At 75.4% G+C, this 13,370-nt stretch carries 12 protein-coding genes; 3 read left to right on the top strand and 9 right to left on the bottom strand.

From position 1 onward, the window contains the following. The first annotated feature begins 63 nt into the window (after positions 1–63). Both ABZ249_RS08715 and ABZ249_RS08710 read left to right on the top strand, forming a co-directional pair. Positions 64–1,035: an aldo/keto reductase gene (locus ABZ249_RS08715; protein WP_355259254.1), complete on the top strand. Its 972-nt coding sequence runs from the start codon at positions 64–66 to the stop codon at positions 1,033–1,035. A gap of 37 nt (positions 1,036–1,072) precedes the next feature. Further along, positions 1,073–2,785 (top strand): dihydroxyacetone kinase family protein, encoded by a 1,713-nt coding sequence (locus tag ABZ249_RS08710; protein ID WP_355259251.1) that lies wholly within the window; start codon positions 1,073–1,075, stop codon positions 2,783–2,785. A gap of 57 nt (positions 2,786–2,842) precedes the next feature. On the opposite strand, the gene ABZ249_RS08705 is transcribed toward ABZ249_RS08710, so the two are convergent. Continuing rightward, entirely contained in the window at positions 2,843–4,468 is a 1,626-nt protein-coding gene (locus ABZ249_RS08705) for an AMP-binding protein (protein ID WP_355259248.1), read from the bottom strand. A 194-nt stretch (positions 4,469–4,662) separates the two neighbouring features. Between ABZ249_RS08705 and ABZ249_RS08700 the strand changes: the two genes are divergently transcribed. After that, positions 4,663–5,538 carry a helix-turn-helix transcriptional regulator gene (locus ABZ249_RS08700; protein WP_355259245.1) on the top strand — a complete coding sequence of 292 codons (876 nt, stop codon included), beginning with the start codon at positions 4,663–4,665 and terminating at the stop codon, positions 5,536–5,538. Between the two features lie 7 nt (positions 5,539–5,545). Here the strand turns inward: ABZ249_RS08700 and ABZ249_RS08695 are convergent, their stop codons facing one another. The 8 genes from ABZ249_RS08695 to ABZ249_RS08660 all read right to left on the bottom strand — a co-directional run bounded on the left by ABZ249_RS08695 (position 5,546) and on the right by ABZ249_RS08660 (position 13,349). Then, the gene (locus ABZ249_RS08695) at positions 5,546–5,902 is read right to left on the bottom strand and encodes a VOC family protein (RefSeq protein ID WP_355259242.1); all 357 of its coding nucleotides are present in this window, start codon (positions 5,900–5,902) and stop codon (positions 5,546–5,548) included. Between the two features lie 118 nt (positions 5,903–6,020). Continuing rightward, positions 6,021–7,481 carry a benzaldehyde dehydrogenase gene (locus ABZ249_RS08690; protein ID WP_355259239.1) on the bottom strand — a complete coding sequence of 487 codons (1,461 nt, stop codon included), beginning with the start codon at positions 7,479–7,481 and terminating at the stop codon, positions 6,021–6,023. Between the two features lie 40 nt (positions 7,482–7,521). Beyond that, positions 7,522–8,700 (bottom strand): thiolase family protein, encoded by a 1,179-nt coding sequence (locus ABZ249_RS08685; RefSeq protein ID WP_355259236.1) that lies wholly within the window; start codon positions 8,698–8,700, stop codon positions 7,522–7,524. Then, positions 8,700–9,428 carry a CoA-transferase gene (locus ABZ249_RS08680; protein ID WP_355259591.1) on the bottom strand — a complete coding sequence of 243 codons (729 nt, stop codon included), beginning with the start codon at positions 9,426–9,428 and terminating at the stop codon, positions 8,700–8,702. The genes ABZ249_RS08685 and ABZ249_RS08680 overlap by 1 nt, the downstream gene beginning before the upstream one ends. Positions 9,429–9,469: 41 nt before the next feature. Continuing rightward, positions 9,470–10,300 (bottom strand): CoA-transferase, encoded by an 831-nt coding sequence (locus ABZ249_RS08675; protein WP_220561645.1) that lies wholly within the window; start codon positions 10,298–10,300, stop codon positions 9,470–9,472. A gap of 207 nt (positions 10,301–10,507) precedes the next feature. Continuing rightward, positions 10,508–11,296, bottom strand: a complete 789-nt coding sequence (locus ABZ249_RS08670) for an ATP-binding cassette domain-containing protein (protein ID WP_355259233.1) — start codon at positions 11,294–11,296, stop codon at positions 10,508–10,510. Continuing rightward, complete coding sequence (locus ABZ249_RS08665) at positions 11,293–12,366, bottom strand: ABC transporter permease (RefSeq protein WP_355259230.1); 1,074 nt, start codon at positions 12,364–12,366, stop codon at positions 11,293–11,295. Before ABZ249_RS08665 ends, ABZ249_RS08670 begins: the two co-directional genes overlap by 4 nt. Before the next feature lie 2 nt (positions 12,367–12,368). After that, positions 12,369–13,349, bottom strand: a complete 981-nt coding sequence (locus ABZ249_RS08660) for a sugar ABC transporter substrate-binding protein (protein ID WP_355259227.1) — start codon at positions 13,347–13,349, stop codon at positions 12,369–12,371. Positions 13,350–13,370 lie beyond the last annotated feature (21 nt).

The raw sequence follows: 13,370 nt of genomic DNA, 5'->3' as shown, positions 1-13,370 counted from the left end.
ACCGGAGCGGGCGGACCGCCGCCCGCACGGCACCGACCGCAGACCGCTCGGAAGGCTCCTCTCTTGACCGCGACTCCACGGACCGCACCGCCCCTGCGCATCGGCCTGGGCCTGGCCGCCGTCGGGCGGCCCGGCTACATCAACCTGGGCCGGGACACGGACCTGCCCGCCGTGCGCTCGCCCGAGGCGCTGCGGGAGCGGGCGTTCGCCCTGATGGACGCCGCCTACGAGCGCGGCGTGCGCTACTTCGACGCCGCCCGCTCCTACGGCCTGGCCGAGGAGTTCCTGGCCGGGTGGCTGGCGGCCCGGCCCCGGGTCGCGGACGTGGTGGTCGGCAGCAAGTGGGGCTACACCTACACCGCCGGCTGGCGCACCGACGCCGATGTCCACGAGGTCAAGGACCACGGCGTCGCCGAGTACCGCCGCCAGCTCGCCGAGACCCGCGCGCTGCTCGGCGGCCGGCTGGGCGTCTACCAGGTCCACTCGGTGACCCCCGAGAGCCCGGCGCTGGGCGACACCGAGCTGCACGGGGAGCTGGCCCGGCTGGCCGCCGAGGGGGTGACCGTCGGCCTGTCCACCAGCGGCCCCCGCCAGGCGGAGACCATCCGCGCGGCGCTGGAGGTCACGGTGGGCGGGCGGCCCCTGTTCAACAGCGTGCAGAGCACCTACAACGTGCTGGAGCGCTCCGCGGGCGAGGCGCTGGCGCAGGCGCACGCCGAGGGCCGCACGGTGATCGTCAAGGAGGCCATGGCCAACGGCCGCCTGGCCGGCCCGCACCTGGCACCGGAGCTGGAGCCGGTGGCGCGGATCGCCCGCGAAACGGGTACGACGAGTGACGCCGTCGCGTTGGCGGCCGTCATCGCGCAGCCCTGGGCCGACATCGTGCTCTCCGGGGCCGCCACCGTCGACCAGCTCGCCGCCAACCTCCGCGCCGCCGACATCGTCCTGGACCCCGAACAGCGGGACGGGCTCGCCGCGCTGGCCGAGCCCGCCGACGCCTACTGGGCGCGGCGGTCCCGGCTGGCCTGGCACTGAGACCCGCCCGACCGTCCCCACACCGAACGGAGCACCGATGACCCACTTCCTGCCGTCCGCCGACCCGGTCGCGACCGCCGCGCGCGGTCTCGCCCTGGCCCACCCCGGCCTGATCGAGGTCCACGAGGACCCCCTGTTCCTGCGCGCGAGGACCCGCGCCCCGGGCCGCACCGTCGCGCTGGTGTCGGGCGGCGGCTCCGGGCACGAGCCGCTGCACACCGGCCTGCTGGGGCCCGGCGGCCTGGACGCCGTCTGCCCGGGCGCGGTCTTCGCCTCCCCGCACAACCGGCAGATCCACGCGGCCTGCGCGGCCGTCGCCGGGGACGGCGGGGTCCTGCTCATCGTGAAGAACTACACCGGCGACGTCATCAACTTCGGGATCGCCGCCGAGCGCCTGCGCCACGAGGGGGTCCCGGTCGCCACCGTCCTGGTCGACGACGACCTGGCCACCGACGGCGAGGACTCCGCGACCGGCCGCCGCGGCACCGCGGCGACCGTCGTGCTGGAGAAGCTGCTCGGCGCCCGCGCCGACCAGGGGGCCGGGCTCGACGAGCTCGCCGACCTGGGCGCGCGGATCGTGGCGCGCTCGCGCAGCATCGCGGTGGCCGCCCGGGCGCAGACCTCCCCGGCGACCGGGGAGCCCGCCTTCGCCCTGGACGCCGGGACCCTGGAGTACGGGGTGGGGATCCACGGCGAGCGCGGCACCGGCACCGTCGAGCGCCTCCCCGTCGAGAAGCTGGTGGAACGCATGGCCGACGACCTGCTCGCGGCCCTACCCGCCGGGCAGGAGCGCGTGCTGGCGCTGGTCAACGGCCTGGGCGCCACCACCGGCCTGGAGCTGCACGCCGTCGGCTCGCTGCTGTACAACGCGCTGTCCGCGCGCGGCGCCGAGCCCCTGGCGGTGGTGCCCGGGACCTTCACCGCGGCCCTGGACATGTCCGGGTTCTCCCTCACCCTGACCCGGATGGAACCGGAGTGGGTACAGCTGTGGACCGCGCCCTCGGACACCCCGCTGGTGCTCCCCTCCCGCACGCTGACGGCGGAGGCCGCGGCCGGGGCGGTGGTGCGGCCCGGGCCGGCCCCGGAGGCGGAGGGCGCCGCCGACCCGTCCGGCCGGACCGTCCTGGACCGCTTCGCCGAGGCCGTCGCGGAGTCGCGCGACGACCTCACCGCGCTCGACCAGCTCGTCGGCGACGGCGACTTCGGCGACAACCTCCTGGGCGGGGTGCGCCGGGCTCAGGCCCTGGACGGGGCGGCGGGCGGCGGCATGGGGGCGCTGGCCCGGGCGTTCCTGGACGACGTGGGCGGTACCAGCGGGCCGCTCTTCGGCCTCCTGTTCCAGCAGCTCGGCGCGGTGGCCTGGCCGGAGGAGGGGGTGCCAGACGCGCGCTCGGCGGCGGAGGCCGCGGAGGCGGGCCTGGCCGCCGTCCGGCGGGTGGGCGGCGCCGAGGTCGGCGACAGCACCCTGGTGGACGCGCTCGCGCCCGCCGCCCGGGCGCTGGGGGACGCCGCCCGGGACGGGTCGGACGCCCCCTTCAGCGCCGCGGCCGAGGCCGCGGCCCGGGGCGCGGCGGGTACGGCGGACCTCACCCCGCGGCGCGGCCGCGCCAGCTACGTGGGCGAGCGCGCCGTCGGGGTCCCCGACCCCGGTGCCCTGGGGGTGGCGCTGCTGTTCCTCGTCCTCGCGCGGGTCTACGAGCCGGAGGCGGCCGCGGGCCTGCCCGGCCTGCGGGAGGTCGCCGGCCGCTGACCGGGCCGGCCGCGCCGGGGCGGGCCCCTCCCCTTTCAGGGGCCCGGCCCCGGCCCGTCATCCCCGGTGGTCGTGCAGTCCGAGCAGGTCGATGGCGGCCTGGCGCATCTCGACCTTGCGGACCTTGCCGGTGACGGTCATGGGGAACGCGTCGACGACGTGGACGCGGCGCGGGATCTTGTAGTGGGCCAGCCGCCCCTCGCAGAACTCCGCCAGCGCCCGCTCGGTGAGGGGTTCGGCGCCCGGGCGCATGATCACCCAGGCCATGAGCTCCTCGCCGTACTTGCGGTCGGGGACGCCGATGACCTGTACGTCCGCGATGTCGGGGTGGGTGTACAGGTACTCCTCGACCTCGCGGGGGTAGATGTTCTCGCCGCCGCGGATGACCATGTCCTTGATCCGGCCGACGATGTCGACGTAGCCCTCGTCGTCCATGACGGCCAGGTCGCCGGTGTGCATCCAGCGGGCGGAGTCGATGGCCTCGACGGTCTTGTCCGGTTCGTCCCAGTAGCCGAGCATCACCGAGTAGCCGCGGGTGCACAGCTCCCCCGCCTCGCCGCGCGGCGCGGTGACCGTGGTGCCGGGGCGGACCACCTTCACCTCCAGGTGCGGCATGACCCGGCCGACGGTCTCGGTGCGGCGGCGCAGGTCGTCGTCGCGGCGGGTCATGGTGGACACCGGGGAGGTCTCGGTCATCCCGTAGCAGATGGCGACCTCGGCCATGTTCATCTCGCCGACGACCCGCTTCATGACCTCTACCGGGCAGGGCGAGCCCGCCATGATGCCGGTGCGCAGGGTGGACAGGTCGTAGCGGGCGAAGTCGGGGTGGTCGAGCTCGGCGATGAACATGGTCGGCACCCCGTACAGGGAGGTGCAGCGCTCGTCCTGGACGGCGCGCAGCGCGGCCGCGGGGTCGAACGCCGCGGAGGGCAGCACCATGCACGCGCCGTGGGAGGTGGCCGCCAGGTTGCCCATGACCATGCCGAAGCAGTGGTACAGCGGGACGGGCAGGCAGACCCGGTCGTGTTCGGTGTAGCCCAGGCCACGGGCGACGAAGTACCCGTTGTTGAGGATGTTGTGGTGCGACAGGGTCGCGCCCTTGGGGAACCCGGTGGTGCCCGACGTGTACTGGATGTTGACGGGGTCGTCGCAGGACAGCTCGGCGGCGCGGGCGTCCAGGGCGCCGGGGTCGACGGCGCTCCCGGCCTCCACCAGGGCGTCCCAGTCGGGGGTGCCGATGAACACGGTCTCGGTGAACCGGATCTCGGCGAGCATCGCCCGGTAGTCGCTGGACCTGTGCGCGGTGGCGGCGACCATGAGCCGCATGCCGGACTGGCGGACCACGTAGTCGAGCTCGTGGGAGCGGTAGGCGGGGTTGACGTTGGTCAGGACCGCCCCGATGCGCGCGGTGGCGTACTGGGTGAGGACCCATTCGGCGTTGTTGGGGGACCAGATGCCGACCCGGTCGCCCCGGGCGACGCCGCGGGCCAGCAGGCCCCGGGCCACCGCGTCGACGGCCGCGTCGAACTCGGCGTAGGTCCAGCGGCGGCCGGTCTCGGCCTCCACCAGCGCTTCGCGGTCGGGGTGGCGGGCGGCGGTGCGCGCCAGGTTCGCGCCGATGGTGTCGCCCAGCAGGGGGGTGTCGGAGGTCCCGGACGCGTAGGAGAGTCGTGTGTCGCCCATGGGGCCGAGCATCGGGCACGCCGCCGGGGCCCGCCACCCCCTTTCGGGGGTGGTCTCCCGGCGGCGCCGGTGTGTAATCCTGGTCACACGGCCGTTCCGGCCGCCGTCCGCACGGCGGGAGGCGGCGGCCGTGCCCCGTGCCGACGGGGCGTCCGCCCGCACCCGCCGCGCCCGGTGGCCCACAGGAGGATCCGATGGCCCTCGCGCATCTCCCGTCCGGTTCCCTGGTGCCCCGGGTGTCCGTGCTCGTCCGCGCCGCCCTGGGCCGGGCGCGGCGCACCACCGGCCTGCCCGTGCTGTTCGGCGGCACGGCGGCGCCGGAGCGGACGGCGGTGCGGCTGACCGAGATCGCGGGGGCGCGCACCGACGCCCTGCGGGGGCTGGTGATCCGGGGCGGCAGCGGCCTGGGCGGGCGGGTGCTGGTCACCGGTCGGCCGGGCAGCGTGGACGACTACGTCGCCGACCGGCGGATCAGCCACGAGTACGACGCGCCGGTGGGCGCCGAGGGGCTGCGCGCGGTCGCCGCGGTGCCGGTCGTGGTGGCGGGGTCGGTGGCGGCGCTGCTGTACGGCGGGGTGCGCGAGCCGCTGCCGATCGGCGCGCGCACGGTGGCCGCGCTGGAGCACGCGGCGTCCCGGCTGGCCGCCGAGCTGGCGGTGCGCGCGGAGGTGGAGCGCCGGGTGGCGGGGGTGGAGACCGCCGAGATCACGCGGGCGGCGCGCGACCCGCGTACGGGGCCCGACTGGGAGCGGCTGCGCGAGGCGCACGCCGAGCTGCGGGCGATCGCCCAGGAGGTGACCGACCCGGAGCTGCGCGACCGGCTGCGCGGCGTGTGCGACCGGCTGTCCGGCCCGGCCCCCGGGCGGGCGCCGGCCCCGGCGCTGGCGCCGCGGGAGGTGGACGTGCTCGCGCTGGTGGCCGTGGGCTGCGGCAACGCGGAGGTGGGCCGCCGCCTGGGACTGGGCGCGGAGACCGTCAAGAGCTACCTGCGCGGCGCGATGCGCAAGCTCGGCACCCACACCCGGATGGAGACGGTCGTGGCGGCCCGCCGGGCGGGCCTCCTGCCCTGACCGGCGCTCACGGGGACTCGGCCGGGGGCGCCTCGGCCAGCGACACGCTGTTGCCGTCGGGGTCGCGGGCGACGACGTGCCGGACGCCGTTGCCGTAGGTCTCCACCGGTTCGCGGCCGGCGCCGTGGGCGGTCAGCCGCGCCAGGATCCGGTCGAGTCCGGTGACGCCGAGGGTGAGTATGCCGCCGCCTGCGCGGTCGGGGTGGGCGGCGACGACGACCCAGGCCGCCTCGTCCACCCGCCACATCGTCTCCTCCCCGACCACCTCGTCGGCGGGCCGGCCGAAGAGCGCCGTGTACCAGCCGAGCGAGGCCTCCACGTCCGTGACCGGCAGGACCGCGTACAGGTGGGTCATCGAGGCCATGGCCGTCCCCTCTCTCCGTTCGCCGGCGGCGCCGGGCGCTCCGGCCCCGGAGGGCGCAGGCTACCGCAGGCCGCCGACACCGGCCCGGGTGCCCCGCGGGGCGCCCGGGCCGGACGGGTCAGAAGGGGTAGCCGGGGATGTCGGGGCGGACGGTGAGCCACTGGGTCTCGGTGAACGCCTCGATGTTGGCCTGCGCCCCGCCGAACCGGGAACCGGTGCCGGAGTCGCGCCACCCGCCGAACGGGGCGTTGGCCTCGTCGGCGACGGTGTGCTCGTTGATGTGCAGCTTGCCGGTGTCGATGCGGTCGGCGATCCGCATGGCCTCGCCGACCTCGCCCAGCAGGCTGACCGACAGCGCGTACTCGGAGTCGTTGACCAGCGCGACCGCCTCGGCCGGCGTGGCGAACGGCAGCACCGGGGCGACCGGGCCGAACAGCTCCTCCCGCCAGGCGGGCATGTCCGGGGTGAGGTCGCACAGCACGGTCGGCCGGTAGAACAGCCCCTCGAAGGTGCCGCCCGCGGCGAGCCTGCCGCCCGCCTCGACGGTGGCGGTGACGATGCCGTGCACCCGCTCCAGCTGGCCCCGGTCGATGATCGGCCCCAGGGCGACCGACCCGGCGGCCGGGTCGCCGACGGGCAGGCGGCCGGCCTTCTCCGCCAGCGCCGCCACGTACTCCTCGTACAGGGACTCGTGGACCAGGTGGCGGCCGGTGCTCATGCAGATCTGGCCCTGGTGCAGGAACGACCCCGTCGCCCCGGCGGAGACGGCCCTGGCCAGGTCCGCTCCGGGCAGCACGACCTGGGCGTTGTTGCCGCCCAGCTCCAGGTGGGCGCGCTTGAGGTGGCGGGCGGCGGCCTCGCCCACCCTGCGGCCGGCCGGGGTGGAGCCGGTGAAGGACACCACGCGCACCGCGGGCGCGGTCACGACGGCCTCGCCCACGTCGGCGCCGCCGGGCAGCAGCTGGAGCACCCCCGCGGGCAGCCCGGCCTCCTCGAAGACGCGGACGATGGACACCCCGCCCGAGACGGTGGTGCGCGGGTCGGGCTTGAGCAGGACGGCGTTGCCCAGGGCCAGGGCGGGCGCGACCGAGCGGATGGCCAGGATGAGCGGGAAGTTGAACGGGGCGATGACGCTCACCACCCCGGCCGGGCGGCGGCGGGCGAACGACCAGTGGTCGTCGTTGGAGGTGAGGACGTCGCCGTGCGGGTGGGTGGGCAGGGCGGCCGCCTCGTGGCATTCGGCGGCGGCGATGGTCGTCTCCATGGCGGCCTTGGGCGGGATGCTCCCGGCCTCCCTGACGATCCAGTCCCGGATCTCCTCGGCGTGCCGCTCGAACAGGTCCCCGGCGCGGCGCAGCACGGCGGCGCGCTCGGCGGGGGTGCGGGCGGCCCACGCGCGGCGGGCGCCGTCGGCGCGTTCGGCGGCCTCGGCGGCGTCGGCGGCGGTGGCCAGGCCGACCTCGCCCAGGGCCTCGCCGGTGGCGGGGGCGGTGACGGTACGGGTGGCGGGGGCGGGCCGCCAGCCGTCGGTGTGGATGCGTGACGACCAGCGGCCGTCCGCCAGCAGGGTCTCGGTCATGGGTACGGGCCTTCCCGGGGGGTGGTGGGGACGGTTTCGGTCAGTCGGCGTGCAGGACGACGGCCAGTCCCTGGCCGACGCCGATGCACAGGGCGGCCAGGCCCCAGCCGCCGCCGCGGCGGCGCAGCTCGTGGGCGAGGGCGCCCAGGATGCGGGCGCCGGAGGCGCCCAGGGGGTGGCCGATGGCGAGGGCTCCGCCGTTCGGGTTGACGATTGCCGGGTCCAGTTCGCTCCAGGACCGGATGCAGGCCAGGGCCTGGGCGGCGAAGGCCTCGTTCAGCTCCACGACGGACAGGTCGCCCCAGCCGATCCCGGCGCGCTCCAGGGCGATCTCGGCGGCGCGGACCGGGCCGATGCCGAACACGTCGGGGTCGACCCCGGCCGCGCCGCGTCCCGCGATGCGGGCCAGCGGCCGCACGCCCAGGGCCTCGGCGGCGGAGGTATCGCCGATGAGCAGGGCGGCGGCGCCGTCGTTGAGGGGGGAGGCGTTGCCCGCGGTGATGGTGCCGTCCTCCCGGAAGGAGGGCTTGAGGGCGGCGAGCCGGTCGGCGGAGGTGGCGCGGACGGACTCGTCGCGGTCGAGCGCGGCGCCGGGGACCTGGACGATCTCGTCGTCGAACACGCCCTGTTCCCAGGCCCGGGCGGCCCTGGTGTGGCTGGCCAGGGCGAAGGCGTCCTGGTCGTCGCGGCCGATGCCGTGGGCGGCGGCGAGCCCCTCGGTGGCCTCGCCCAGCGACACGGTCCACCGGCCGGGCATGCGCGGGTTGACCATGCGCCAGCCCAGGGTGGTGGAGTGCAGGGCGGCGTCGGCGGCGGGGAAGCCCTTGGCGGGTTTGGGCAGCACCCAGGGGGCGCGGCTCATGGACTCCACTCCCCCGGCCAGGACCAGGCGGGCGTCGCCGGTCTGGACGGCGCGGGCTGCCTGGATCGCGGCCTCCATGCCCGAGCCGCACAGGCGGTTGACGGTGACGCCGGGGACGGTGGTGGGCAGCCCGGCGAGCAGGGCGGCCATGCGGGCGACGTTGCGGTTCTCCTCCCCGGCGCCGTTGGCGTTGCCCAGGACGACCTCGTCGACGGCCCCGCCCTCCAGGGCGGGGGTGCGTTCGACCAGGGCGCCGACCACGTGGGCGGCGAGGTCGTCGGGGCGCACCCCGGACAGGGCGCCGCCGTAGCGGCCGAAGGGGGTGCGCACCGCGTCGAGGATGTGGACGTCGGCCATCACCGGGCCCCCGTTCCGGTCAGGGAGCGCAGCACCGACAGCTCGGTCGTGGTGGGCTCGGGGGTGGTCTCCGGGTCCGGGGCGACCCTGAGGTCCCAGCCGGTGGCGGCGCGCACCTCGTCGACGGTCACCCCGGGGTGCACGCCGGTGAGGACCAGTTCGCGGGTGTCGGGGTCGGGTTCCAGGACGCCCAGGTCGGTGATGACGCGGGTGGGGCCCCGGCCGCGCAGGCCCAGGCGCTCGCGGTCGCCGGGGCCCGAGCCGTGGCCGACGGAGGTCACGAAGTCGACCCGGTCGACGAACGCGCGCGTGCTGTGCCGGACGATGATGACGACCTCCCCGCAGGAGGCGGCGATCTCGGGGGCGCCGCCCGCGCCGGGCAGGCGCACCTCGGGGTCGGCGTAGTCGCCGATGACGGTGGTGTTGATGTTGGCGTAGCGGTCGATCTGGGCGGCGCCCAGGAAGCCGACGTCGATGCGCCCGGCCTGGAGCCAGAGGTTGAACACCTCGGGCACGGAGACGACCGCGTCGGCGCTCTCGGCCAGCACGCCGTCGCCGATGGACAGCGGCAGGTGGGCGGGGACGGTGCCCAGGGTGCCGGACTCGTAGATCATCCACAGGCCGGGGGCGTGGGTGCGGCGGGCCAGGTTGGCGGCGGTGCTGGGCAGGCCGATGCCGACGAAGCAGGACATGCCGTCGCCCAGGGCGCGGGCCGCGGCCACGGTCATGATCTCGTCGGAGGTCCAGTCGGAGGTCCGGGTCGCGGTGGTCACAGGGCGGTCCCCTCGGGGGTGGCGGCGGGCGCGGTGGCGGTGAGGTCGGCGAGCCAGCGGGTGAAGGCCTCGCGGTCGCGGCCGACGGCGTCCCAGGACCTGTACGCCTCGTTGTCGCGCTCGTAGTAGCCGTGCGCGTAGGAGGGGGCGGCGCCGCCGGGGACGACGCTGACGCGGTCGACCACCCGGGCGGGGAGGACGACCTGGCCGGGGACGGGTTCGAGGGTGTCGACGACCTCCTCGACGGTCACCAGGACCCGGTCGGCCGCCAGGGCGGCCTCCTTCTGGATGCCGATGATGCCCCACATCTGGACGTTGCCCGCGCGGTCGGCGCGCTGGGCGTGGATGACCGTGACGTCGGGGTTGAGGGCGGGGACGGCGGCCAGCTCCTGCCCGGTGAAGGGGCAGACGACGGTCTTGATGTGGGGGTTGTGCGCGACCAGGTCGGTCCCGCTGTAGCCGCGCAGGACGGCGAAGGGCAGTCCGGAGGCGCCGGCGAGGTAGCGGTTGGCCATCCCGGCGTGGCTGTGCTCCTCGATCTCCAGGGGGACGGGCCAGCCGGTGGTGACGGCGTCGCGGAACCGGTGCAGGGAGCCGACCCCGGGGTTGCCGCCCCAGGAGAACACGAGCCTGCGGGCGCAGCCGGCGCCGATCATCCGGTCGTAGACGATGTCGGGGGTCATCCGGACCAGGGTGAGGTCGCGCAGCCCCTGGCGGATGATCTCGTGCCCGGCCTCGACGGGGATGAGGTGGGTGAACCCCTCCAGGGCGACCGTGTCGCCGTCGTGGACGAGTTCGGCGATCGCCTCGTCCAGTGGCGCGATCATGAAGGACCTTCCGTTCGTATAGCGAACTATTGTTCTCAAGGCGAACAACTGAGGAGACCGTAACCCCGCCACCGGAGATCCGTCAAGGTCGCGCGCCCCCGGCAGGGTGGGCCGGGCACGCGGAAGGGCGCCGCGGCCCGGCCTCCGCCGGGGCGCGGCGCCCCCCTGCCCGCGGACCGGGGCTCCCGGGCCGGTCCGCGGGCGCCCTCAGGCGCTCCCGCCGCGTTCGAGCTCGTGCCGCAGGCCCTCCAGCTCGGCGCCGCCGGACATCCGGTGGACCAGGTCCTCGGGCCGGACCTCGGAGCGGGCGGCGTCCAGCACGACCTCGCCCAGGTCGAGCACCACGAAGTGGTCTCCGACCAGGTGGGCGTGGTGCGGGTTGTGGGTGATGAACACGACCCCCAGCCCCTCCTCGCGGGCGGCGGCGATGTACTTGAGCACCATCCCCGACTGCTTGACGCCCAGGGCGGCGGTGGGCTCGTCCAGGATCAGCACCCGCGCGCCGAAGTACACGGCCCGGGCGATCGCCACCACCTGGCGCTGGCCGCCGGACAGCTTCCCCACGGGCGCGTCGATGTCGGGCAGGACGATGCCCATCCGGCGCAGCTCGGCGTCGGCGATCCGCCGCATCCCCGCGGCGTCCGCCATCGAGAACGGGCCCCACCGCAGCAGCTTCTCCTTCCCGAGGAAGAAGTTGCGCCACACCGGCATCAGCGGCGCCATCGCCAGGTCCTGGTGGACGGTGGCGATGCCCAGGTCGCGGGCCTGGCGCGGGGAGGACAGGGCGACCTCCCGCCCGTCCACCCGGTACACCCCGGTGGTGGGCGGGTGCAGCCCCGCGATGATCTTGATCAGCGTGGACTTGCCCGCGCCGTTGTCGCCGAGGATGCAGGTCACCTCCCCGGCCCGCACCACCAGGTCCACCCCGGTGAGCGCCCGGACGGTGCCGAAGGCCTTGCCGACCCCGGCCAGTTCCAGCAGCGGCGCATCGGTCATGTCGTCCCCCTGTCGGCCTGGGCGCGGAACCACGCGTTGAGGACGACGGCGGCCAGCAGCATCGCGCCGACGAAGAACATCACCCAGTAGTTGTCCCAGCCCGCGTACACGATGCCCTGCCGGGTCATCCCGTAGATGAACGCGCCGACCGCCGCGCCCACCACCGTCCCGTACCCGCCGGTGAGCAGGCAGCCGCCGACCACCGCCGCCATGATGTACAGCAGCTCGTTGCCGATGCCCTCGCCGGACTGGACGGTGTTGAACGCGAAGAGCAGGTGCATGCCGGAGAACCAGGCGAAGAACCCCACCGTCATGAACAGCCCGATCCTCACCCCCGCCACCGGCACGCCCATCGCCCGGGCGGCCTCTGCGTCCCCGCCCACCGCCTGGATCCAGTTGCCGACCCGGGTGCGCAGCAGCACCCAGGTGGCCAGCGCGGTGAACAGCGCCCACCACAGCACGGTGACGCGCAGGTCCAGCCCGCCCACCGGGAAGGACGACGCGAACACCGCCCGGGCCGAGGCGAACCCGTCCATGTCGGAGATGTTCCGGGTGGACACCCCGTCCACGACGATCCGGGTGATCGCGACGTTGAGCCCCTGGAGCATGAGGAACATCGCCAGCGTCACCAGGAAGCTGGGCAGCCGGGTGCGCACCAGGATCCACCCGTTGAGGAACCCGATGCCCAGCGACACCGCCAGCGCGATCGCCACCCCGGCCCACACGTTGAGCCCGAACCACCAGGCGGTCATCGAGGCGGTGAGCGCCGAGGAGACCACCGCGACCCCGGCCGACAGGTCGAACTCGCCGCCGATCATCAGCAGCGACACCCCGACCGCCATGATGCCGATGGTCGACGCGGCGTACAGGACCGTGCCCATGGCCGAGGCGGTGCGGAAGGGCTCGGCCACGGCGAAGAACACCGCGAACACCACCACCGCGCCCAGCAGCGACCCCAGCTCGGGCCGGGTGGCCAGGCGGCGCAGCGGCGACCGGCGGTTCGGCCCCGCCGTGCCCTGCCCCCCGCCCGCGGCGGGGTCCGGCGCCCGGAGCGCCTCCGTGCCCGCCATGGCTACCGGGTCCCCCTCTCCGCGTACTCGGCGACCTGCTCGATGTTGGTCCCGTCGATGAACGCCGGGCCGGTCAGGACGGCCTCGCCGCCGCCGAGGGTGTTGCCGTTGGTGTTGAACAGCCACAGGGAGTCGACCGCCAGGTAGCCCTGGAGGTAGGGCTGCTGGTCGACGGCCCAGGCGACGTCGCCGGCGCGGACCAGCTCGACGAGTTCGGCGCTGGTGTCGAAGGTGGCCACGGTGGCCTGGGACCCCGCGTCGGCGACGGCGTCCACGGCGGTGACGGCGATGGGCGCGCCCAGGGCCGCCACGTGGTCGACGTCGGCGGACTCCTCCAGGCGGGAGGAGATGGTGGAGCGCACCTCGGGCATGTTGGCGCTGTCGACGTACAGGACCTCGGACTCGCCGTCGAAGGCCTCGGCCAGGCCCTCGCAGCGGGCCTCCAGGGAGATGTTGCCCTGCTCGTGGATGACGCAGACGGCGTTCCGGGCCCCCTCCTCGTTGAGGCGCTCGCCGTAGGCCTCCCCGGCCAGGCGCTCGTCGGTGCCGAAGTACTGCTGGACGCCCATGTCCTGCCACTGGTCCATGCCGGCGTTGAGGGCGACCACGGGGATGCCCGCCTCGGTGGCGGCGGTGACGGCGTCCCGCATGGCGTCGGGCGAGGGCAGGGTGACGGCGATGCCGTCGACGCCGCGGTCGACGGCGTTCTGCACGAGGTTGGCCTGCTCGGAGGCCTCGGGGTCGGCGGTGTACTCCAGGTTCACGCCGCTCTTCTCGGCCGCGGCCTCGGCGCCGGTGCGGACGATGTCCCAGAAGGTGTCGCCCTGGACCTGGTGGGTGATCATCGCGATGGTCAGCTCGGGGGCCGGGGCGCCGTCTCCGGCGGGTTCCCCGCGTCCCCCCTCGGAGCTGCACGCGGTGGCGGCCAGCAGTGTCGCGGCGGCGGCCAGGGCCAGTGAGGTGCGGGGTTTCGGGCGTTGCATGGGTCGTGGGCCCTCTCGGTC

Source organism: Nocardiopsis sp. NPDC006139 (assembly GCF_040614155.1).
GTDB lineage: Bacteria > Actinomycetota > Actinomycetes > Streptosporangiales > Streptosporangiaceae > Nocardiopsis > Nocardiopsis changdeensis.
The sequence above is the reverse complement of the archived record's forward strand: the minus strand, read 5'-3'. Positions and strand labels throughout refer to the sequence as shown.

What these genes read in the sequence shown, in the direction of transcription:
- ABZ249_RS08710 (WP_355259251.1), top strand. Translation starts at nt 1,073, where the DNA reads ATGACCCACTTCCTGCCGTCCGCCGACCCGGTCGCGACCGCCGCGCGC.
- ABZ249_RS08705 (WP_355259248.1), bottom strand. Translation starts at nt 4,468, where the DNA reads ATGGGCGACACACGACTCTCCTACGCGTCCGGGACCTCCGACACCCCC.
- ABZ249_RS08700 (WP_355259245.1), top strand. Translation starts at nt 4,663, where the DNA reads ATGGCCCTCGCGCATCTCCCGTCCGGTTCCCTGGTGCCCCGGGTGTCC.
- ABZ249_RS08695 (WP_355259242.1), bottom strand. Translation starts at nt 5,902, where the DNA reads ATGGCCTCGATGACCCACCTGTACGCGGTCCTGCCGGTCACGGACGTG.
- ABZ249_RS08690 (WP_355259239.1), bottom strand. Translation starts at nt 7,481, where the DNA reads ATGACCGAGACCCTGCTGGCGGACGGCCGCTGGTCGTCACGCATCCAC.
- ABZ249_RS08685 (WP_355259236.1), bottom strand. Translation starts at nt 8,700, where the DNA reads ATGGCCGACGTCCACATCCTCGACGCGGTGCGCACCCCCTTCGGCCGC.
- ABZ249_RS08680 (WP_355259591.1), bottom strand. Translation starts at nt 9,428, where the DNA reads ATGACCGTGGCCGCGGCCCGCGCCCTGGGCGACGGCATGTCCTGCTTC.
- ABZ249_RS08675 (WP_220561645.1), bottom strand. Translation starts at nt 10,300, where the DNA reads ATGATCGCGCCACTGGACGAGGCGATCGCCGAACTCGTCCACGACGGC.
- ABZ249_RS08670 (WP_355259233.1), bottom strand. Translation starts at nt 11,296, where the DNA reads ATGACCGATGCGCCGCTGCTGGAACTGGCCGGGGTCGGCAAGGCCTTC.
- ABZ249_RS08665 (WP_355259230.1), bottom strand. Translation starts at nt 12,366, where the DNA reads ATGGCGGGCACGGAGGCGCTCCGGGCGCCGGACCCCGCCGCGGGCGGG.
- ABZ249_RS08660 (WP_355259227.1), bottom strand. Translation starts at nt 13,349, where the DNA reads ATGCAACGCCCGAAACCCCGCACCTCACTGGCCCTGGCCGCCGCCGCG.